Raw genomic sequence first — 23215 nt, forward strand, 5'->3', positions numbered from 1 at the left:
TTTATTTTAAAATTTATTAAACAACAAATTTTAAACAAAAAACAAAAAAGCAGACCTCAGTCCACTTTTTTATCTTTATTTAATCCTTCTAGCTGTTAGATAATCGCCTCTACTACTTAGAGACGAAATTTTTACCACATCACCAGTTCTAGGAGCATGTATATACCTTCCATCGCCTATATACATACCTACATGGTGAGGATCCTCTTTAGTTCCAAAGAAAACTAAATCTCCAGGCTGGAGCTTATCCCTCTGCACCTCTACCCCATCCTTTATCTGTTCATAGGTAGTTCTTGTAATGGAAACACCAAAATGGCTGTAAATATACTGTACAAGTCCTGAGCAATCAAAACCTGATGGTGTAGTTCCTCCCCAAAGATATGGTATACCTAAAAAATTATAAGCATAATTTACGATTTCATTATTACTAGCCGGTGCAAATTCTTTAGATGTAATACCAGTAAAGCCCTGTCCATTTAAGTTATAAACACTTAATTGAAGTTGTAATTGCTCTATTAGTTTTTTTTGCTCTTCTTTGTCTTTATTGAGCTTGTCTAACTTTTTCTCATTATCAACTTTTAAACTAGTGAGCAATTTGTTTTTTTCCTGCAACTTTTCCTTCTCTTTTACTATGATTTCTTTCTTATTATTTAAATCTTCAATAATATTTTCATCAAAGTTTAAAATTCTGTTTACAGAATCAATTCTTGTGATAAAATCATTAAAGTTTTCTGAGTTCATAATTATATCTAAATAGCCATTTAGCCCATTAACATAAAAGGCTCTGGCTCTCTTCTTCAATAGGTCTCTGTGGTCATTTATACTATTTTCCGAATCCTTTATTCTATTTTCTAGTCTACTAATTTCAGATTCAACCTTAGCTATTTCAGTTTTATTCTCTTCTAACGCTCTTAATGTTTCCTCTATTTCGCTATCAAGCTTCTCTACAGTTACTTCTAGCTTCTGAATTTTACTTTCCAAAGTACTATCTACATTTTGTCCTTGAGCATTATTAGTTGGTGTATTTGAATTTTCACTCAAAGTACTAGGATTGGCTAGTACTGAACTATTATAGATAATTGCTACAGTTAAGGCTGACGTAAGATATTTTATATACTTATTCAATTTTATCCCCTTTCCCCTTCAGTAAAATTTATCTATTTGTTAAAGAGTGCAACTAAAGTTATTATATCACTTAAGCTTATATTATTTAATATTATTATATATCTTTTTTACTGGAAGGTCATAATTAAAATGTCTTCGGTACCATATCATAGCACTTAAAACTTTTAAGTGGCAATAGATTTAAATCTATTACCACTTAATTCTACCCTTCTAGCATATCAAGAAGTTCATTAAATCTGTTTATGGTATCTTCTAGAGGTTTAGGGGTAGTCATATCAACTCCCGCTCTTTTAAGTACATTTATAGGATAATCGCTAGAACCACTTTTTAAAAAGCCTTTATACAACTCTACAGCTTTTTCACCGTTTTTAAGTATTTCTTTAGCAAAGGAATTAGCTGCTGCGTATCCCGTTGCATATTGATAAACATAAAAGTCTCTATAAAAATGAGGTATTCTAGCCCATTCGATATCTATTTCATTATCTACCACCATCTCTGGTCCAAAATACTTTACATTTAAGTCGTGCCATATATTACTTAAATCCTTTGAAGTTAGCGGCACTCCCTTTTCTATGTTTTCATGAGTTATCTTTTCAAATTCAGCAAACATAACCTGTCTGAACACAGTAGTTCTTATTTGTTCTAACTGCTGATTTATAAGATATAACTTTTTATTTCTATCCTGCTCCTTCTCTATTAAATAATCTATTAATAAGTTTTCATTAGTAGTAGAAGCAACCTCTGCCACAAAAAGAGAATAATCTGCATATATATAAGGCTGAGTTTTTCTTGAGTAGTAAGAATGTATAGAGTGACCCATTTCGTGTGCCAGCGTAGAAGCATCTCTTAACTTGTAATCGTAGTTTAAAAGTACATAGGGCATGGTATCATAATCACCAGAAGAATAGGCTCCTCCCCTTTTTCCTTTATTAGGATAGATATCTATCCATCCTTCCCTTATACCTTCTTCAAAAATATTAATATATTCATCTCCTAAAGGTTTTAACCCTTCTTTAACAACCTTAACTGCTTCATCAAATTCTATATGCTCTACTGGACTTTCTATTATTGGGACATACAAATCATACATATGAATTTCTTCAAGTCCTAAGAGCTTTTTCTTAACTTTCACATATCTATGAAGAGAGCTTAAGTTGTTATTTACAGTGTTTATTGTGTTATCGTATACTTCCAGTGGAATATTATTTGGTTTTAAAGAAGCCTCTAATGCACTACTGTAATTTCTAGTCTTTGAAATAAACACGAAATTTTTTATAGAGGAAGTTAGTGAAGCCCCTAAAGTGTTATTAAACTTATTATAAGTCTTGAACAGTCCTTGAAAAGCATCCTTTCTTACCCTTCTGTCTCTGGATTGTATAAATCCTCCATAATTTGCTTCAGTAAGTTCAACATCATTGTTATTTTCATCCTTAATCACAGGAAAGGTCATCTCTGCATCAGAGAGCATACTGTAGATTTTATCTGGTGCTTGCAAACAATCTGACACTGCCGCAATCAATTCTTCCTTTTCCCTCGTTAGAACATGAGGTTTCATTTTTAATATATCCTCTATGAAAAAGCTGTATATCTTAAGTTCCGGCAACTTTTCAATTTCTTTTCTTATAGCTTCCTCCGGTATACTTAATAATTCTGGTATAAAAAATGATTGCATGCTTTTAAGCTCTGCAAAATAAGAATATATTTTATCTCTTAAAGCTTGATATGTTGGATTAGCTGTGTCTTCATCATTTTTCAAGTGAGCATAAACTGCCAGCTTACCTGCTAATCTTGATACCTCTTCATCCAATTTCATATAATTAAGAAGCTCTTTTCCCTCCATAAGTTTTCCTGAGTAGCTTGTAAGTTCCGGTGCCATATCCTTTAATCTTTTAAAATCTTCTTCCCAAGCATCTATATTTTCGTATATTTTTTCTACTTTCCACTTATACTTTTGATCTATTTGCTCTCTAGTTTTAAGTTTTTTTGTTTCTGCCATAAAAATCTCTCCTTTTAACTCTTATTTGTATTATTTAAGTTACTAAATACATCTCTCCAAGAAAGGATTATTAAATTTTAGTTTTTCATAGTATATAAACTCTACTTATGTAAAAAAGTTTTCCCATAATTTACTTTATTATTACAGTGGGTAAAAAATACATAAAGAATATAGTTATCAGCAACACTATTAAATAACAGAATTCCATTCATAAAAATAGAAATCAAAAATAGCTGCCAGCGAAGCTAGCAGCTATGAAAATTCTAATTAGTATCTTCTGTTGTTGTTTCTTTCTTGCTTTCTTGCTCTTCTGCAATCAGCACATCTTTGTGGTTCATTTTCGAAACCTTTTTCTTTGTAGAAAGCTTGCTCGCCTTCAGTAAATACGAATTCCTTTCCACAATCTTTACAAACTAATGTCTTATCTGCCATTTAAACATACCTCCGTTTTTATACTGGGCATTTAACAATTCACAAACAACCATTTTCCAAAACAAAAATCGGAGAATGTTTTTATGATATTGAATCCCTTATTTCTTAACAAAATTTAGTATATCACTTTTTCCTATAAAAGTCTACTATTTTTTAAAATATTTTCTATTTTTTTTTAGCGCTTATAATATGAAAAAACTTATACAATACACTGTTCCTCTATTTCGTCATCATCTATACATGGTAAAATTATTGTAAAGGAGGTACCTTCACCTAGCTTACTTTCCACCTCTATCCTACCTTTATGCTGGTTAATAATCTGGAAGCATACATTGAGACCTAAACCTGTGCCAGTCTTCTTTGTTGTAAAGAATAATGTACCAATCTTACTTAAGTCTTCTTCTGATATACCTTTCCCATTATCTGTTATTTTAATAAACATTTCATTATTTAATTCATCGTACCCTGTTTCTATAATCAGCTGGGGATTCAGTTTATCTCCCATTGCATCTACTGCATTCTTACAAATATTTAGTATAACTTGTTTTACCTGCACTTCATCACATAGCAAATACCTTTCCTCTTTAGATAAATTCATTTGCACATCTACACCTTTTACCAGAGAGGAACTCTGTACAATATTTTTAATAGACTGAAATATATCATACATAGAAACTTCTTGTAATTCTGTTTCTCTTGGCTTAGATAAAAACAAGAATTCACTTATTATTCTGTTAACTTCACTTACATCAATGTCAATTTTCTTTGCGTAGTCTTTAATTTCTTTTTCCTTTGCAACTAGCTCTATGAGCTGACATCTGCCTTTAATTGTTGTAAGATAATTTCTAGTTTCGTGAACTATCCCTGCACCTAACTGTCCCAGTAGTGCAAGCTTTTCCTGCTGCTGTATTTTTAATTGTTCTTTCTTTATGCTTGTAATATCTTTGCAGACACTGATTCCCCCAATTATTTCTCCTTCAACATTTCTAATAGAGGATACTTGGATTTCCAATTCTTTTTTATTTCCATTTTTAGTTACTATACATGTTTCGTAGACTTCCTTGAAAGAGCTATCCTCTAAAGACAAACCGGAACGCTGCTTTGCATCAAATTGTACAAGTTCGTTTAATTCATTAATGTCCATTCCAATAATATCTTCTTTATCCATTTCCAAAATATCTTCTATAGCTTTATTGGTAAGAATAATTTTTTTATTGGTATCAATCATTAATACTCCATTATTCACTGCATTTAATATAGTTTCCGTTTGCAAATGAAGATTTTTAAGCTCCTGTTCTTCCTTAGCATCCCTTACTAAACCTAGTACTCCACCTCTAATCTTATTACTATGTATAGAAAGTTTTTTATATTGACCATTTCCAACTTTAAAAGTTCTAATTATATGTAGAGTTTTTCCACAATCTAGACATACATTGTCAGGTAAAAGTTTTTTATTCTGTTCTAATCCTGGAAAAAGTTTCGAAACTTCTTCTGTTGTTAACTTATTTAGAGTACTTCTATCACAATGAAATAGTTCCTCAAATTTTCTATTTAAATACTTTATTTTTCTGTTACTATCATATAGAAAAACCCCTTCTGGTAAAGAATCTAGTATGTCACCTAAAGTGCCTCTAATGCCATTTATTTCTTTATTTGCTTCTTCTAACTGGCAATATGCTTTCTCTAACTCCTTATGCTTTACTTCCAGTCTTTCATAGGGATAAACAACTGTACTTACAAATATCCCCTTAAATAAACAATAGTAAGAAATTATTTTTAGAAGATGTCCTGCAGTCCATATAAATGATGTTATACTGCTATATAGGGTAAAACATATTTCTGAAGATATCATCATAAAAAGAGCTATTAGAACATAACTATAGGTTAATCTACCGTTACTTTTTATCTTGTCCTTAAATCTGTAGATTCCAAAGGAATAGAGACAAATTATTATATACTCTAAAAACACTTTAGTTTTTGTTACTCCACTTTCTGTTAATAATATAGGAAGATACTCATGATACTCTACAATAAAATATGATGTTCCAAAAGCTATTACCATTGAAATAGATAGATATACCCATTTATTTAATTTATTCTTAAAATTTTTAGCTGATAAAAAAATTACGGACGCCTCTGTAAACCTTCCTAGTATCCAGTGTATAGTTGATAAATCATAATAACCATCACTTAGAAGGTTCAATTTAAAATGATAAAAGGTATGAAATCCATCAAAAACTGCAACCACTAAGAATCCAAAACCTATCATGCAATTACTTAACTTATTTCGCTGAAAGTTATACCATATTGAAAAGAATATTGATAAAGCAATAAATACACAGGTCAATTCTAGAACTGTATGATATATATTTAAGTACTTTACCCATGTGTTGTGTATTAAAAAAGCTATTACAAAGGCCAAAATCATTAACATCAGTGCCTTTAGTAAAAGATTTTTTATTAGGTTTGCTTCGCTGACATTATCATTAGTTATACTCATAGCATTTCCCCCAATCGTTTTTTCCATTAATATTGATAATACCATAAACTGCATATTATTGGTATATATTTCAATAGTTATTTATGATCTTGTACCTTATTTATCAAGGAATTTATTGCAATATATTTCTGTTTCTAACTTCGATAACAATTCTTTATAATGAGAATACTTATGAGTTTTCTGGAATAAATATTAACACACATATAAAAAAACACCTTAGATTTTTATCTAAAGTGCCTTTCTCTGAAGTTTATTTTAATATTCAATTACTTGCATTCCTTCTAATACTTTATAATATAACCTTTTATCTTGCTTTACTGATTCAATTAAACAACTCCATTTATCGTTTATTTCTTTATTCTTAAGGGTACTTTGTATTACCGAATCTGGATTTTCACACTCTGTTCCAGTTAACACATTTAAGTAGCTTAATTTACTTATCTCTTTATCAATACTTACCTTAATCTTGAATCTTGGGTCCTCTGCTAGTCTACAAATACTCATGTTTTTCATTTTTTCTACTACCTCCATCACCAAATATTAAATCAAAATAAACTGCATAATCTTATTACTATAAAAATTCATTTATTATAAATCGAAATTGCCAAGGATTAGGACATATCTTATGTTTATGTTAGCTGATACTACAAGCTATTACTATCCCATGTTGATTTATAGAAAGCAAACTATCGTAATTTGAAAGCATTTCTAGTTATTTATCGTCTAAACTTTCTAAAAATTTATAGGTAATTTCATTTTTTTATAAAAAATGATTTTTTTTATTTAATTTATGAATTATTAATTCTTATATTTCTATTATAACTCAAATTAACCATGCTTTTGAATATTCAATCAATTTGTTAACAAATATTTAACACAAATAAAAACGGGCTATATCTATGCCCGTTTTTATTTCATATACTATTTCTTTATAACACTATGATTTTTAAAATAAATGATTAAGCTATTACGGCTTCATTTTATATAAATTACCAATTAATTGTTTCCTTAACTTCAGCCATAGGCCCTAAGTTAACATCTTTTAATGCCCACTTTTTGAACTCCTGGTATCCACTTCTATCTACCATATATCCTATATGCTCTTTTCCTTCAGGAGCTTCCTTATCAATATATGCTTCTATATAATCATAAGTATTTAAGATGATTTTAATAATACTTTCTTCATCTACCCATTTAATAAAGTCTTGAGCAAGTCTAGGATTTTTCTTTCCTGTTCTGCCCATTATAACTAACTTATAATACTTTTCAGTGCTTCTTGTCCATGCACCAGTAGGACATTTGTTAACGCACTCTCCACAGCCTATGCATTTCTCATGATCTCTCACTACTTTAAAGTTTTCAAAGCTTAAAGCACCTGTTGATCTTTTCTTACAGTTCTTAACACAGGCTTGACAGCTTATACATCTATCCTTATCGTATTGAGGTTCAGTCATTCCAAGTATTCCAAAGTCCTGCATCCTCGCTTTAATACAGTCGTTAGGACATCCAGTTAAGGCTATTTTAACGTGGCGGTCATGTGGAAATATAGCCTTTTCTATTTTCATTGCAAAAGCAGAAGTATCATAGTTTGCAAAAGGACATACTCTGTTTCCAATACATGCTGATACGTTTCTTGTACCCGCTGCAGCATATCCTTTATTTGGATCTACTTGATTTATTTCCAAACCCTCTATTACAGGCTGAATCATTTCATTTACCGCCTGCATATCATTCATATCTATTCCAGGTATTTCAAAACCCTGTCTTATAGTTATATGCACTGTTCCGTTGCCATACTCTTCTGCAACCTTTTGCAGAAGAGCAAAGTGCTTAGCTTCCATGTGCCCACCAGGAACTCTTACTCTTATGGCCGTTTTTCCTCTTTCCTTTGTCACCCTGAAGGCATTCTTTTTAAGTTTTTTTGTATTTATATCCATAGTCATAATCCAATCCCCCTTTTTAATCTACTAAATTCTTAGCTTTAGTATAATTAAATACTGGTCCTTCTAGACATATATAAGTGTCATCCATCTTACAGTGTCCACATTTACCAACACCACAGCACATCTTTCTTTCATAAGAAACCCAAATATTTTCTTCTTTTATTCCTTTATTTATAAACTCAGCTACAGTAAACTTCATCATTATTGGTGGTCCAACTACCACAACCTGTGCATTTTGGACATCTTCAATATTTAATTCTTTAACATAATTAGTAATCAATCCAGTATTTCCTGCGTATCCTTCTTCTGCCTTATCTACAGTTAAAGTTGCATTAATAGTCTCACCCCATTTTTTGATATCTTCTTTAAATAAGATATCATTTGGAGATTTAAATCCCATTAAAACATTAAAGTTTTTACATTGATCTCTATGAGCTGCAAAGTAATCTACTATACCCTTTACTGGTGAAAGTCCTGTTCCACCGGCAGCTACTATAATTTCCTTTCCTCTATATATATCTATATCAAAACCGTTTCCATAAGGTCCTCTCATGAAAAGTGTATCTCCTGGAAAGAAAGTATGAATTACATCAGTAACCACACCAACTCTTCTAATAGTTAAATCTACCCAACCTTCTCCTATACCACTAACAGAAATTGGAGCTTCTCCGTACTTTGGTACTGAAACCTCAAAGAACTGCCCCGGTTTCACATCACCCTTAAACTCCATTTTAAAAGTGTACTCTGTATCTGTATGGGTCGTTATGCTAAGTATTTTGCTTGGGAATGGTAAATATATGTTTTCCATTTACTCCACCTCTTTCACTGCTTGATTTAATTTATTCACACAATTTGAGAATGATATATATTGAGGACATGCATCATCACATCTTCCGCAGCCTACACACATATGATAACCAAATCTTTTATTAAAATCATAAACCTTGTGCATAACCTTAAATCTCATTCTATCGCCTTTTTCTTTTCTAAAGCTGTGACCACCAGCCATATCTGTATAGCCATCTACTTGACAAGAAGCCCAAACTCTTCTTCTTTCACCTACTTTGCCGTTATCTTTGTAGAAAATATCCTGCATTGTAAAGCAGCTGCAGGTTCCACAGACAGTATTACATCTTCCACAGGCGATACATCTTTCTGAGTATTCCTTCCAACCTTCCCATTTAAATATCTTTCCATCTAAACCTTCTGGTATATTCACTTCTACTTCATTTTCTTCTACAAAACTTGGAATTACTTCAGCTGTTTCTTCTGCTTCAAAGTATGCTTTAAATTCATCATTTTTACATTCTACAGAAACCTGTCCATCTTTTACTCTTAAAAACAAATCATATTCCTCTGTCTTGTTACTTCCCATACTTACACAGAAACAATTTTCAAAGCTATTTTCACATTCCATAAGAACGAATTTAACTTTTTCTCTTAATTTCTTGTAATAAGGGTCTTCAAAACCATTCTTTAAATATATTTGATCTAATCTTTTAACTGCATGAATATCACAGCTTCTTAAAAATATTAGAATTTTTTTATCATCTACTTTAGGTTCTGTTACGCTGTCTTCAGTAAAATAAAATAACGTCTGAGTTATTGGAAGTATAACTTCCTTAGGGGAAAAATTTGACTTTTTATCAAAAACTATTTCTTCTACAGTCTTTATTTGACCATATCTAACTGAATCTGTATCTGAGAAAACACCCTTTCCCTTTAAAAGTACAGGAGCATATATCTTATACTCTTGTGCTATTGAGTTTAAAAAACTATTGAACTTTTCATTTTTCATTACAAATCCCATTTTAAACCTCCCTATGCAATCTTATTATTTATTTCTTCTGTTTCTTTCTTAGAAACATACCAATAAGCAATTCCTACAAATAACATTCCACCAATAATATTTCCAAGAGTTACTGCTATAATATTATGAGCAAATCCTCCTAATGATACCACTGCTTTATGTGGAATCATTAAAGCTATAGAAAGTAGTGTCATATTAGCTATACTGTGTTCAAAGCCTGAAGTTATAAAGGCGAATAAACACCAGAAAACCATTATAAGCTTTGCTGCTTCGTCCTTCAGTTTAAAAAAGCACCACACTGCTAGGCAAACTAATATATTACATAGAATACCTCTAAAGAATAATTGCATGAAAGGTGCTCCCATTTTTGCAGCAGAAGTTTTAAGAATAAATTCTGCTGTAGTACCTTGCGAAAGCCCCGATGCCACAAACATTGCTGCTAATACTATAGAACCTACTAAATTTCCAATCCAACTAAAAATCCATATATTCCAAAGATCACTGCTCTTAACCTTTTTTTCTAAAACTCCTACAATCATGATCATGTTATTTCCTGTAAACAACTCTGAACCTGCAGCTAAAACTAAACTTAGGGCAACTCCAAAGGAAAGTCCCATTACAATTTTTGTAGCCGGTGAGTTAACAGCTCCTAGAAGCCCTCCAATAGTAAATATAAGTATAATACCAAAACCAACGAACATTCCTGCTAGTGCTGAGGCCACTAGATACTTTCCTTTGCTTCTTTTAAGTAAAGCTGCCTTATTTACTGCCGCTCCACTCAGCTTGCTAATCTCTTCACTATACAAATAGATCACCCTTTCAAAATCATCTTTGTTACATATTTAACATAACATATTCCCAGAAAAAATAATGTGATATTTATCACGGTTAAAAAACTTTTTTGAAAAATAATAAAAACTGCCACTTTTTATCGCAGCAGTTCTTATTATTAATTTAACTTATCACTAGGTATCTCCTCGTATATTGCCTCTTTTACGTACTTATCATCTTTATTATGAGAGTTCCTTGGTTCTTCACCAATGCCTAAATCTTGGATATTAATATTTAAAGAACCAAACATTGTTTTTAGAGTTTCATTGGCAAAGCTTCCTATTTCTTCAAGTAACTCATCTGGATTTTTAGTTTTGGAAAGGTATACATCCATTTCACCACTGTAAAAGTTTTTAACAATCTTGGCTACAGTATACTGAGTGCTTTCATCATTAGGAGGTATAACTGTATCTTGTACTTGCAGTGTAAAATACATAGAGTTATCTGACTTTATTCCTACAGCTAGCTCCTCGAAGGAGTCTTCCTCATCTTCAGAAATTAAATAAAAATTTACTATAGGATTCATGATAGTATAATTCCTCCTCAATATTCACATTATACTCCATTATATTAAAGTATAAAAAATATGTGAATGCACTCTTACATTACTATCTTCCTCTAAAGTAAATGGATAACTCATCAGGATTTTTTACTAGTATTTTTTTACCTTCCATTTTAATCATCCCACTCTTTTCCAAGGTACGAATACATCTTGAAATAGTTTCTCTTGTACTCCCCAACATATCCGCTAGGTAAGTAATACTGATATTTAAATTGATTAATACACCATTTTCAGTATCTATTCCATAATCCTTAGAGAGCTTCCACAGCTTAGCTGCAAGTTTTTTATCTATTTTTATTGGCACACTATTTTTAAGCTGTCTGTAAAGCCTTCTAATTTTTTTTGCCATAGAATTTATTATAACCCTAGTAAGCTTAAAGTCCTTAGACATTATCTCCAGCAAATCTTTTCTGAAAAAGCTTAAAACAAAAGTTTCTTCAAAGGCCTCACAATTTATAGAGGCAGGCAGTTCGTCAAAGATAACTTCATTGATAAACTGCCCATCACTTAAAATATAAATAACTCTTTTTTGACCTTCTTCTGAGCTTCTAAACATAGTCATTTTTCCCTTTAAAATTAGATATATATTATCAACCTCTTGTCTTTCGTAAAATAACATTTCTCCCTTATTAATCTTTAGCTTTATAGCCTTAGATACCATCATTTCCAAAGTTGAAGTATCTATATCTTTAAAAATTTCTATTTGATTTAAATCTTCTATAGTGACTTTATTCATTACTTCAACCCCTTTAAAGCCCCTAAAAATTGTTAGCTTTATTATTCTGCCCTTATTATAACCTTATTGTCCTCTACATCTATTACGTAGGAATTAGCGCCTCTTTCCTCTCCAAATAGAATTTGATCAACAAAATAAGGTTTAATTTGGTGCTGAACTATTCTTATTATTTCTCTTGCACCATATTCTAATGACGTTCCCTTCGTAGATAGCCACTTATAGCATCTCTCTGTAACTGTTGCTTTTATGCCCTTAGATAATAGTTTTTCTTCAAATTCTGATATAGCCTTCTTAGCTACAAGAAGGGCCATCTCTTCATTCATTCTATTAAATATAACAGTATCATCCAGTCTATTTCTAAACTCAGGAGAAAAAACTCTTTCTATTTCCTTAGTTATAGATTCTTCTTTGGTTATTCTCTCTCCAAAACCCATTAAGGTTTTTCCCAGAGACCTTGCTCCTGCATTGGAAGTCATTATCAGTATTACATTTCTAAAATCCGTTTTCTTTCCTGTACTATCAGTAAGAGTGGCATAATCCATTAGCTGTAGTAGTATGTTTAAAACATCTGGATGAACCTTCTCAATTTCATCAAGCAATAAGACACAGTAAGGATTTTTTCTAACATTGTCCGTTAAAAGACCGCCTTCTTCATAACCTACATATCCTGGGGGAGCTCCAATAAGTCTTGCCACACTGTGTTTTTCCTGATATTCACTCATATCGAATCTAATCAATGGAATATTAAGAGCATTTGCAAGCTGCTTACATATCTCTGTTTTTCCCACTCCTGTAGGTCCTACAAATAGAAGATTAGCTACAGTTTTGTTCTCATCATTAAAACCTGCCCTAGATTTTTTTATAGCTCTAACTAATGTATCTATGGCCTCATCTTGACCGAATATTTTTTCCTTTAGGTTCTTTTCTAAGCTTCTTAGTATCTCTATCTCATTTACAGATACGCTCTGCTCTGGTATTCTTGCCATAGAAGATACTACCTTTTCTATATCACCGCTTCTAATAACTATAACCTCATCATCTTTTCCATTTATTCTAGCATTAGCCCCCGCTTCATCTATTACGTCTATGGCCTTATCTGGCAGGTATCTATCATTTATATACTTTGCTGAAAGCTCCACTGCAGCCTTTAAAGCTTCCTCTGTATAGCTTACTTTATGAAACTTTTCATAGTTTTCCTTTAGGCCCATTAGAATGTTGTATGCCTCTTCATTGTTTGGCTCTGTAACCTCAATTTTTTGAAATCTTCTAGATAAAGCTTTATCCTTTTCAAATATTTTTTTGTACTCATCATAGGTTGTTGAACCAATAAACCTAATTTTTCCCTTTGTTAAAAAGGGCTTAAGTATATTAGAGGCATCCATTGCACCACCAGATACAGAACCTGCTCCGATTATAGTATGGATTTCATCTATATAAACAATGGCTTTATCTTCTTTTTCAATTTTCTTTAATACCTTCTTAATTCTCTCCTCAAAATCCCCTCTATATTTGGTTCCTGCAAGCAGTGAACCCATATCTAGTGAATAAATCTTACTTTTTTGAAGAGATTTAGGCACCTTGTTTTGTACAATTAGTGTTGCTAAACCTTCTGTAATGGCAGTCTTACCTACCCCTGGTTCACCAACATGTATTGGATTATTTTTTAACCTTCTAGATAACACCTGTATGGTCCTATTTATTATATCTTCTCTTCCGATCAGTGGGTCAATTTCATCATTTTCAGCTTTTTCCGTAAGCTCCACGGTAAAATCCTTTAGTAGTAACTCACCCTTCTTTTCACTTTCAACTTCATCCATATAATCATCTTCTAATTCCTGTTCATCCTCAGAATATATTGAATTAAGTTCTGAAAGTCCATGGGTAATATAGTTAAGAATATCTATTCTTTTTATTCCCTGTTTTTTTAAGAAATAGCTGGCAAAGCTTTCTTCTTCATCATAAATAGATATAAAGATGTCTCCAAGCTTTATTATATTTTTTTCTGCTGCCAGCACATGAGAGCCTGCAGTGGTTATAATATTCTGTATGCCTATAGTCTCTAAAGGCTCCCCTTCTGATATTAGATTTATATTTTCATGAAAATATCTTGTTAAATCTTTTTTTATTTCCTCTATGTCACCACCACAATTTTCTATAATATCTCTTCCCTCACTAAAAAATAAGGAAGCATACAATATGTGTTCTGGAGTAAAATATTCATGTTTTGAATACTTTGCTTCATTATAAGCTGCGGTAATGACCTCATTTACTATCCTATCTAATCTCATATCTATTCCTCTTCCATGCTAAATTTTAGTGGGAACCCGCTGCTTTCTGCCATAGCAGATGCCTGTATCATTTTTGTAGCAGCTATATCATAGGAGTATATCCCTGCTACTCCTATTCCTTTTTTATGCACATCATACATTATTTTTGTAGCATCAACTACAGCCTTTTTAAATACCTTTACCAATACTTCAACTACAAAATCCATAGTTGTATAATCATCATTATGAATAAGCACCTTAAACATTTTAGGCTTTTTTGCCTTAGTATCTGTACTTTCTTTTAAAATAGTTTTTTGAGACATGTTTAACAACTCCATAGCATAAAAATTAAATCTTCTGTTTTACAACTCCTACAGCCACTCCAATAACATTTATTTCATTGTCTGTAATTTCTATAGGATAATATTTCTCATTTTCAGGCATAAGAACTATTCTTCCTTTACCTATTTGTAATCTTTTTAGCGTAGCATTTCCATCTAAATCTACCGCCACTATATCATTATTTTGTGCTGCATATTGTTTTCTGATTACCACATAATCACCATCATCTATGTCAGCCTCTATCATACTATCCCCTTTAACCTTTAGTAAGAAGCAATCTTTAACGCCCTTTAACCAATGCTGTGGTATATAGAAATCACCTTCTATGTCTGAATTCATTAATATCGGTTCCCCTGCTGCTATATCACTGTATACAGCTAATTGCTTTAATTCCTCAATGCTATATACGTCTTCACTATCCCCACTTTTAACTAAAAGCTCTGAAATATTATTTAAATCCCTTGTAAAACTATATTTTCTACTGTGTCTTAGATCGCAATATTGAAATTTTTCTATAAAAGGTGAGGTATTATTACTCATTTCTATTATTCCTTTTTCTCCGTATTTTTCATTAAGCTTTGCCGGATTATTAATATTATTTTTACTATCACCACAACTATTTAGTATATCCAATTGTTCTTGTGAAGTTTCTATGGACTTAAAATCATTCTCTAATTGGCCACTAGGTCCATATTTCTTGTTTAGAGAATATTTTTTTATATTTTCATCTAAGTTTAAACTTGCAAATTTCCGGCCTTTTGTTATCCAACCGTTTTGATTTAAATGCTTTTCTCTGTTTACAATTAACATTATATTAGAATATGCCTTTTTGCTGCATAAAAGATCTAAAAATTCTAATTGAATTTTTGTTAGGTCTTGTGAATCATCTGCTATTATATGACTATACTTTTTCTTGCTATCTTCGGCATATTTAGTAGCTAACAGGGTAATGTCTCTCTGATCCACTAAATTCTTTTCTTTCAATAGATTATTATATAATTGCATCATATTAAAGATAGCTTCTCTTGCCTTGGAGTTCTTTAAAAGTCTCTTGGGACCTTGTTCTTTTGTCACTTTTCTTCCTACTCTATCTGCCTTTTGATACTCTTCAAGCTTTATATAGTTACAATCTTTAATCCAATTTATTTCATCTATAATAAATTCTATGTATCTTTCATTTAATACTTTAAGTCCCTTATATGAATTTTTAATTTCATTTAGGCATTGTTTAGTAATTTCATACTGTTCTTCCTTAATAATAAGTTTACAGTTGTATTTATTTTTCCTTCTATGTTCCAAGAAATAACTATACACAATATTATCTATTGTTTCAAGATGTACCTTGTCCACCTGATTTGAAAATAAAGTTATAAACTCTGTTTGACTTTCTTCCGTCTTATGGAGAGTTTCTTTAATCTGCTGAAGATGACTATCATTTTGCGCTACCATTAAGATTTTATCTGTTTCATACAAACAGTAGTTGTCCTTTAAAAAAATACTTCTATTTACTGCAACTGTAGTCTTCCCTGAACCTGCTGTCCCTCTTACTAGATTATAGCCTAGAACCTTACTTCTAATTATCCTTTTTTGTGCTGTATCTAACTTCATAATTCTTCACCTCCAAAGCGGAATAAACATTGTTATTATTATATTATAACCGAAATTGCTAAGTTGTGGTTATAATTTTTAACTTCTTTATATGTTACTTACCTACTAAATCTAAAATTAAAAGATTGCCATTTTTACTTTATTGCATTGGATTCTTAAATAGTTGAAAATTTAACTATTAACCAATATACTTAATAATATGTTTTATTATTTATAAAGGGAGAAACAAGAAAGGATTAGTGAACTATATGAATTTAATATCTTTAGAAAATATAAGCAAAAGTTATGGAGAAAAAATACTCCTTGATAATATTTCACTTTCCATAAGTGAAGGAGATAAGATAGGTGTCATAGGTATCAATGGTACCGGTAAATCTACACTGCTTAAAATCATCGCTGGAGTAGAAACTTATGACAACGGCAATATAATTACTGCCAATAAGTTAACGGTAAACTTTTTATCCCAATCAACAGTCTTTGATGAAGATGCTACAGTACTGGAACAGGTTTTTAAGGGAGACTCACCGGTAATGAAGCTTTTAAGAGAATATGAAACTATAACAAAAGCCTTAGAAAGAAGTCCAGAAGATGCTAGGCTGCAGAAGATGCTCCTAGATTTAACGCCTAAGATGGACGGTTTAAATGGGTGGCAAATTGAAAGTGATGCTAAGACTATCCTTACCAAATTGAACATTTTTGACTTTGAAGCTAAAGTAGGAACTCTTTCTGGTGGTCAAAAAAAGAGAATAGCCCTAGCTCAGGCCTTAATAACTCCTGCAAATTTGCTTATATTAGATGAGCCAACTAACCATATTGATAACGACACAGTGCTGTGGCTTGAGCAATATTTAAACAGCAGAAAAGGTGCTCTACTTATGATTACCCACGATAGGTACTTCTTAGATAGAGTAACAAATAGAATAATAGAGCTTCATAACGGAAACCTCTACAGATATAGTGGAAATTACAGTGTATTTTTAGAGAAGAAATCAGAGCGTGAAGAATTAGAAAGAGCAATGGAAAGCAAACGTGAAAATCTTTATCGAAGAGAATTGGCATGGATTAAAAGAGGTGCAAAGGCTAGAACTACTAAACAAAAGGCAAGAATTGATAGATTCGAAGAAATTGCAAATAGCAAACTAGAGGTAGTTGAAGATAAGGTACAAATGTCCTCCGCCAGTACCAGACTTGGAAAAAAAGTAATAGAGCTAATGGACGTAACCATGAGCTATCCTGATAAAAAGATAGTTAATCATTTCAGCTATATATTTTCTAAAAATGATAGGGTTGGAATAATAGGCCCTAACGGTGTAGGAAAATCCACTCTTCTTAATATATGTACAGGAAGAATTCAGCCTAATGAGGGAACTGTAGATATCGGAGAAACAGTTAAAATAGGATATTTTTCTCAGGAAAATAAAGAGATGGATGAAAGCCTTAGAGTTATTCAATATATAAAAGAAGCGGGAGAATTCTTAAAAGCCTCCGATGGTGAAGTTATAAGCGCAGCTAAAATGCTGGAGAGATTTTTATTTTCTCCAGAAATGCAGTGGACACCTATATCCAAACTTTCCGGCGGAGAAAAGAGAAGGCTATACCTTCTTAGAGTACTTATGGAAGCTCCAAATGTGCTAATACTTGACGAGCCAACTAACGATTTAGATATTCAAACCTTAACTATATTAGAAGACTATTTAGAAAGCTTTGAAGGGACAGTATTAACCGTATCCCATGACAGGTATTTCCTAGATAAAGTTGTAGAAAAACTTCTTGTGTTAGACGGTTCTGGTGAAATAACTTACCATACAGGAAATTATTCTGAGTATATCGAAAAGTATGGAGCTGTAGTTAAAAAGCAACAGGATGAAGAAAAAAAGAATAAGGAAAAAGTTATTCCTAAGGAAGAAAAAAAGAAAGATAAGCCTTTAAAATTTTCCTATAAGGAGCAAAAAGAATTTGATGAAATTGACAATGTTATCAGCGAAACAGAGGATTCAATTTCTAAGTTAGATGATAAGATAAACTCAGCAGGCAGTGATTTTGAACTGCTTCAAAAACTCCTAGCTGAAAAAGAGGAGCTGTCTAGTAAGTTAGAAAACTTATATGAGAGATGGGAGTATTTAAATGAACTATCAGAAAAGATAGAGGCACAAAAGTCAGTTTAGTATAGATTGTTTTTTACATTTTAAAGCCAATGCTTAGTATGTTAAGTATTGGCTTTTGAAATATCCGGTAAAAGCTGTTTCACAGCGGCTATTATTAAAATTTGCAGTTAACTAGTAGATAGGCTTACTCTTTATAAACAATACCTTTACATCCTTATCTGTAGAGTTCTTAAACTTATGCTTTCTATTTGGAAGTATTCTTGCTGTATCTCCTTCGTATAGAAGAAATTCTTCGTTTTCAAATACTATATAGGTTTCTCCTTCTAAAACAAAGGCTATTTCCTCTCCTTCATGTTCTGAAAATCCTCCATAGGTTTCACTATTAGCCTTTAAATTCATAAGCAATAACTCTACATTAGATTTTAATGGGCTAGGAGTTAAAATATCGTATAAAACATGCTTTTCATCTGGATTAAATATTTGTTTTCTATCTTCCTTTTTCAATATCAAGGACTTGTTGTCAATTTCCTCCATAAACAATGAAGACAAAGGAATTTGAAGTGTATCAGCTATAGACTGGAGTACACTTAAGGTAGGGTTTGCCATATCTCTTTCTAACTGACTTAAAAGAGAAGCACTTAATCCAGTTAACTCAGAGAAATCTCTTATAGTTAATCCTTTGCTTCTTCTATATTCTATAATTTTTCTACCAATACTTATTTTTCCCATACAATATCTCCTAATGATATAATCTTTAACTTATCATTTATTATATCATATCAATTTGTTTATTATAATGATTTTTGTATTTTATATTGAACATCATTTTGAAAATTGCTATAATAGGTTCAAGGTTGTTTATTATAATGAATTTAATTCAACATATTATACAAGAAAGGTGGCTTTATAATTATGCAAGCTTTAACTAAGGATAAGGCTTTAATGGCAGACATTGCCCTTTTAATAGTTGCTATCATTTGGGGCGGTGGCTTTATAGCTGGTAAAATAGCCTTATTTACAATGACTCCCTTTTACTTATTATCTTTTAGATTTTTATGCTCTGGATTACTTTTAGGAATAATATTTTTTAAGAAGATGAAAACAATAGATAGAAAAAGTGTTATATCTGGAATTATTTTGGGATTATCTTTGTATATTGGACAAACTTTACAAACTATAGGACTTAAATATACTACCGCCGGAAAACAGGCATTTTTATTAGCTTCCTATACAATAATTGTTCCCTTTATCTCCTGGATTATAGTTAAAAAGAAACCTGATATTTATTCCTTTTTCGCTGGATTGTTAACTCTAATCGGTATTGGCTTATTAAGCTTGCAAGGCGGTTTGTCTATCAGCTATGGCGACAGCTTGTCATTAATGTTCGCTGTTGTTTTTGCCTTTCAAATCGTTTTGATAGGTATTTATGTTAAAAATATTAATCCAATACATCTAACAACGGTTCAATTATTAATTGCCGGTACGCTTACATTAATTAGTGCATTAATCTTTGAACCTAGTATTAAATCTGTTACCACTGATGCTGTACTATCTATAGGTTATCTTGTTATATTTAATACAACTATAGCTTTTTTAGTACAAAACATAGCACAAAAATATACCTCTGATACCCATGCTTCAATAATAATATCTTTAGAATCTGTGTTTGGCTTCTTATTGTCTATTGTCTTAATGAAAGAAGTTGTTACCTTAAGGATGATTGTAGGTTGTATATTGATTTTTACTGCAGTAATTGTTTCAAAAACTAAAAACAGGATTTTTAATTTTAAACATCTTTTTAAGAAAATACATTCTCCAAGTATAAATGAATAAAATAAATTTCTTTATTGACAAGACATTTTACATTCTACGGAGAAACTTAATAACTATAGTAATAAATTGTATCGCGAGTTGTAACAAGCTCGCTTTTTTCATATCTAAGATTAAAGATTTCTATGTATGTTTCCACTTCTTTATATCAGAAGAGTGTTCTTTACATTTTATATCTCACTACCTTATGATATTTAAATTTAGTAATACTCCCATTTTTCCCGTACCTTCCTTGACCTAGTATTCTAGTTCTAACTGTTACTCTGTTACAACCTAGCATATCAGTTATCTCCTGGTATGTTTTTCCTCCTACAGTAGTATTTTCTATATTTAACCATAGGAGGATTTAATTTTATAGGGGTGGGGAATTTTCATTCCCTTAAGTGGGTATTTTTATATTACCATTAACACCTACGCAATATTTTATGCCTAACTTTCAATCTCCAATGGAGCTTGTTAACTATAGTAAGTATTAAAATTTCAGAGTCAGATATGGAGAACATATTTACTTTCAATCTCCAATGGAGCTTGTTAACTATAGTAAGAGTTAAGAGATAGCTATAATAGTTATCAAATGTTAGACTTTCAATCTCCAATGGAGCTTGTTAACTATAGTAAGATCTACAGTTTATATCATTCTTCCTATAATTTCAATCTTTCAATCTCCAATGGAGCTTGTTAACTATAGTAAGAGGTCCAATCATCAAGGAAAAAAAACAGCTATAGGAATCTTTCAATCTCCAATGGAGCTTGTTAACTATAGTAAGGTTGATCCTGGGAAAGAAGGACTTGCGATAGGTACACCACTTTCAATCTCCAATGGAGCTTGTTAACTATAGTAAGGAAAAAGTAATTGGATATTGTAGGGTAAGTTCCCACACTTTCAATCTCCAATGGAGCTTGTTAACTATAGTAAGATATTAATTTTTCTTTTTTGCACTGAATGTTTGTACTTTCAATCTCCAATGGAGCTTGTTAACTATAGTAAGAGAGAAGCTGAGGGAAAAGATAAGCCCCGTATGGATCCTCTTTCAATCTCCAATGGAGCTTGTTAACTATAGTAAGCTGTTGTAACCTTCTCTTTCCTTATACTTGCCTACTTTCAATCTCCAATGGAGCTTGTTAACTATAGTAAGAAGCGTATTTATTTCTCTCTTTATCAGCTTCATTATATCTTTCAATCTCCAATGGAGCTTGTTAACTATAGTAAGGTGTCTTTCAAGTGGTACTGTCTTTTTACTTACCAAACTTTCAATCTCCAATGGAGCTTGTTAACTATAGTAAGTTCTTAGCATGGTCTTTTTCTTTTATAAATTCCCCCCTTTCAATCTCCAATGGAGCTTGTTAACTATAGTAAGCTATAAGCAGAGGTAATTATGCTAACGAGCAAGGCAATCTTTCAATCTCCAATGGAGCTTGTTAACTATAGTAAGTAAATTCAATACCTACAATTAAGACGCAATTGGCAGCTTTCAATCTCCAATGGAGCTTGTTAACTATAGTAAGGCGTTTTACTAGTAGTAAAGATATTGTTAATCTTCATACTTTCAATCTCCAATGGAGCTTGTTAACTATAGTAAGAGTCTACAGGTATTAATCTTTTGGTTATGATTATATTACTTTCAATCTCCAATGGAGCTTGTTAACTATAGTAAGGGTAGGCAATTTTGTACACATCTTACTTCCAAAGCTACTTTCAATCTCCAATGGAGCTTGTTAACTATAGTAAGGCCAATTTCTTAACTGCATGTTTTAAGCTTTTAGCCTTTCAATCTCCAATGGAGCTTGTTAACTATAGTAAGACATTCATGTTTACATTCATCATATGCTTCAACTAAAACTTTCAATCTCCAATGGAGCTTGTTAACTATAGTAAGCCAGATATGTCTTTCCCTTATAAAGGAGATTCTACTTTCTTTCAATCTCCAATGGAGCTTGTTAACTATAGTAAGTTTTTTAATATGCTTTAATTCTAAGCCACCTTCCCTCTTTCAATCTCCAATGGAGCTTGTTAACTATAGTAAGAAAGGACTTAGCACAGGTCAGCTTTTTGTCACCAAACTTTCAATCTCCAATGGAGCTTGTTAACTATAGTAAGCTTTGGGCAAGTCTTCTTGCTTCATCACCAGTTGACTTTCAATCTCCAATGGAGCTTGTTAACTATAGTAAGGAAGTAAAAATTATGTAGTGTATAGTGAAGATATAGCTTTCAATCTCCAATGGAGCTTGTTAACTATAGTAAGGCTTATTATAAAGCGTATAGGACAAGATTACTTAACTTTCAATCTCCAATGGAGCTTGTTAACTATAGTAAGGGCATACCAGGTTTTCTTGTAAATATAACTGAATACTTTCAATCTCCAATGGAGCTTGTTAACTATAGTAAGAAGAGAAAATAAAATTAGAGAAAGCTTTAGCTAAACTTTCAATCTCCAATGGAGCTTGTTAACTATAGTAAGTGTTGTAGGTAAGGTAGGAGAAGGGCAAGCACAAAACTTTCAATCTCCAATGGAGCTTGTTAACTATAGTAAGTTATAAATCTCTTTATCTTTGTCCATTTTGTAGTTTTACTTTCAATCTCCAATGGAGCTTGTTAACTATAGTAAGATTTGACAGACGTAACAGAAGATGAAGAATATGGAAACTTTCAATCTCCAATGGAGCTTGTTAACTATAGTAAGCCCTCGCGTTTTCAACACTGAAAACACTAACTTAAAGGCACCTTAATCGCCAGTCATTATTTTTATATTAAAATAATTTTCTTATCCTCTACATAATTCTTCTTAGATGGCTATTTAAAGCCATCGCCATACTACCGTAATTTTAAAAACACTTAACTTCGCGTTTTAGTAAATCATTTTTCTTACATCAAGTGGAATAAAAGAACCTTTTCTTGTTATCTTTGCCTCACAGGAAGAACATATAGGGTAAATCATTATGCTATCTCCTATTTCAATTTTTACCTTGTTGATTTTATAAACAAGTTCAACATACTTTTTGTCATCTAACTCACACTCAAAAACACTATACTGATTCCTAATGCCATAGTTTTTAAGCATTTTATGAAGTCTTGTTCTTTTCTTATCATCAATTATATCATAACTAATTAAATATATCATATACATATT

Annotated in this window: 18 protein-coding genes and 1 CRISPR repeat array; of the genes, 2 read left to right on the forward strand and 16 right to left on the reverse strand. The window is 31.6% G+C overall.

Annotated features, from left to right (window positions below):
* Positions 1-75: 75 nt before the first annotated feature.
* The 14 genes from P8V03_RS09670 to P8V03_RS09735 form a co-directional block, all read right to left on the reverse strand.
* Entirely contained in the window at positions 76-1125 is a 1050-nt protein-coding gene (locus P8V03_RS09670) for a C40 family peptidase (protein WP_318798007.1), read from the reverse strand.
* A gap of 202 nt (positions 1126-1327) precedes the next feature.
* Entirely contained in the window at positions 1328-3121 is a 1794-nt protein-coding gene (pepF, locus tag P8V03_RS09675; protein WP_318798008.1) for an oligoendopeptidase F, read from the reverse strand.
* Between the two features lie 267 nt (positions 3122-3388).
* Positions 3389-3553 carry a zinc-ribbon domain-containing protein gene (locus P8V03_RS09680; RefSeq protein WP_261670037.1) on the reverse strand — a complete coding sequence of 55 codons (165 nt, stop codon included), beginning with the start codon at positions 3551-3553 and terminating at the stop codon, positions 3389-3391.
* A gap of 199 nt (positions 3554-3752) precedes the next feature.
* Positions 3753-6053 (reverse strand): MASE3 domain-containing protein, encoded by a 2301-nt coding sequence (locus tag P8V03_RS09685; protein WP_318798009.1) that lies wholly within the window; start codon positions 6051-6053, stop codon positions 3753-3755.
* 255 nt (positions 6054-6308) lie between these two features.
* The gene (locus tag P8V03_RS09690; RefSeq protein WP_261670034.1) at positions 6309-6566 is read right to left on the reverse strand and encodes a hypothetical protein; all 258 of its coding nucleotides are present in this window, start codon (positions 6564-6566) and stop codon (positions 6309-6311) included.
* A 476-nt stretch (positions 6567-7042) separates the two neighbouring features.
* The gene (gene asrC, locus P8V03_RS09695) at positions 7043-7990 is read right to left on the reverse strand and encodes a sulfite reductase subunit C (protein WP_261670379.1); all 948 of its coding nucleotides are present in this window, start codon (positions 7988-7990) and stop codon (positions 7043-7045) included.
* A 22-nt stretch (positions 7991-8012) separates the two neighbouring features.
* Complete coding sequence (asrB, locus tag P8V03_RS09700) at positions 8013-8804, reverse strand: anaerobic sulfite reductase subunit AsrB (protein ID WP_318798010.1); 792 nt, start codon at positions 8802-8804, stop codon at positions 8013-8015.
* Complete coding sequence (gene asrA, locus P8V03_RS09705; RefSeq protein WP_318798011.1) at positions 8805-9806, reverse strand: anaerobic sulfite reductase subunit AsrA; 1002 nt, start codon at positions 9804-9806, stop codon at positions 8805-8807. It lies immediately after the preceding gene.
* 11 nt (positions 9807-9817) lie between these two features.
* Positions 9818-10612: a formate/nitrite transporter family protein gene (locus P8V03_RS09710; protein ID WP_318798012.1), complete on the reverse strand. Its 795-nt coding sequence runs from the start codon at positions 10610-10612 to the stop codon at positions 9818-9820.
* A gap of 143 nt (positions 10613-10755) precedes the next feature.
* A complete protein-coding gene (locus P8V03_RS09715; protein WP_261670030.1) occupies positions 10756-11163 on the reverse strand; it encodes a hypothetical protein in 408 nt (135 codons plus the stop codon).
* Between the two features lie 82 nt (positions 11164-11245).
* A complete protein-coding gene (locus P8V03_RS09720) occupies positions 11246-11935 on the reverse strand; it encodes a Crp/Fnr family transcriptional regulator (RefSeq protein WP_318798013.1) in 690 nt (229 codons plus the stop codon).
* A 41-nt stretch (positions 11936-11976) separates the two neighbouring features.
* Positions 11977-14223 carry an ATP-dependent Clp protease ATP-binding subunit ClpA gene (clpA, locus tag P8V03_RS09725; protein WP_318798014.1) on the reverse strand — a complete coding sequence of 749 codons (2247 nt, stop codon included), beginning with the start codon at positions 14221-14223 and terminating at the stop codon, positions 11977-11979.
* Positions 14224-14225: 2 nt separating this feature from the next.
* Positions 14226-14525, reverse strand: a complete 300-nt coding sequence (locus tag P8V03_RS09730; RefSeq protein WP_261670027.1) for an ATP-dependent Clp protease adaptor ClpS — start codon at positions 14523-14525, stop codon at positions 14226-14228.
* 25 nt (positions 14526-14550) lie between these two features.
* Positions 14551-16152 carry a S24 family peptidase gene (locus P8V03_RS09735; protein WP_318798015.1) on the reverse strand — a complete coding sequence of 534 codons (1602 nt, stop codon included), beginning with the start codon at positions 16150-16152 and terminating at the stop codon, positions 14551-14553.
* Between the two features lie 248 nt (positions 16153-16400).
* On the opposite strand from P8V03_RS09735, the gene P8V03_RS09740 reads away from it, so the two are divergent.
* Complete coding sequence (locus P8V03_RS09740; RefSeq protein ID WP_318798016.1) at positions 16401-18317, forward strand: ABC-F family ATP-binding cassette domain-containing protein; 1917 nt, start codon at positions 16401-16403, stop codon at positions 18315-18317.
* A gap of 111 nt (positions 18318-18428) precedes the next feature.
* Here the strand turns inward: P8V03_RS09740 and P8V03_RS09745 are convergent, their stop codons facing one another.
* Positions 18429-18986, reverse strand: coding sequence for a helix-turn-helix domain-containing protein (locus P8V03_RS09745; RefSeq protein WP_261670024.1), 558 nt, complete (start codon positions 18984-18986; stop codon positions 18429-18431).
* A gap of 183 nt (positions 18987-19169) precedes the next feature.
* Here P8V03_RS09745 and P8V03_RS09750 point away from each other — a divergent pair, with 183 nt between their 5' ends.
* Entirely contained in the window at positions 19170-20090 is a 921-nt protein-coding gene (locus P8V03_RS09750; protein ID WP_318798017.1) for a DMT family transporter, read from the forward strand.
* A 430-nt stretch (positions 20091-20520) separates the two neighbouring features.
* A CRISPR array of direct repeats spans positions 20521-22768; the repeat unit is 37 nt; unit sequence CTTTCAATCTCCAATGGAGCTTGTTAACTATAGTAAG.
* Positions 22769-22933: 165 nt separating this feature from the next.
* On the opposite strand, the gene cas2 is transcribed toward P8V03_RS09750, so the two are convergent.
* On the reverse strand, positions 22934-23206 hold the full coding sequence (gene cas2, locus P8V03_RS09755) for a CRISPR-associated endonuclease Cas2 (protein ID WP_318798018.1): 273 nt from the start codon (positions 23204-23206) through the stop codon (positions 22934-22936).
* Between the last annotated feature and the right edge of the window lie 9 nt (positions 23207-23215).

Origin of the sequence: Clostridium tanneri (genome assembly GCF_033659955.1) — a bacterium.
Taxonomy (GTDB): domain Bacteria; phylum Bacillota; class Clostridia; order Clostridiales; family Clostridiaceae; genus Clostridium_AM; species Clostridium_AM tanneri.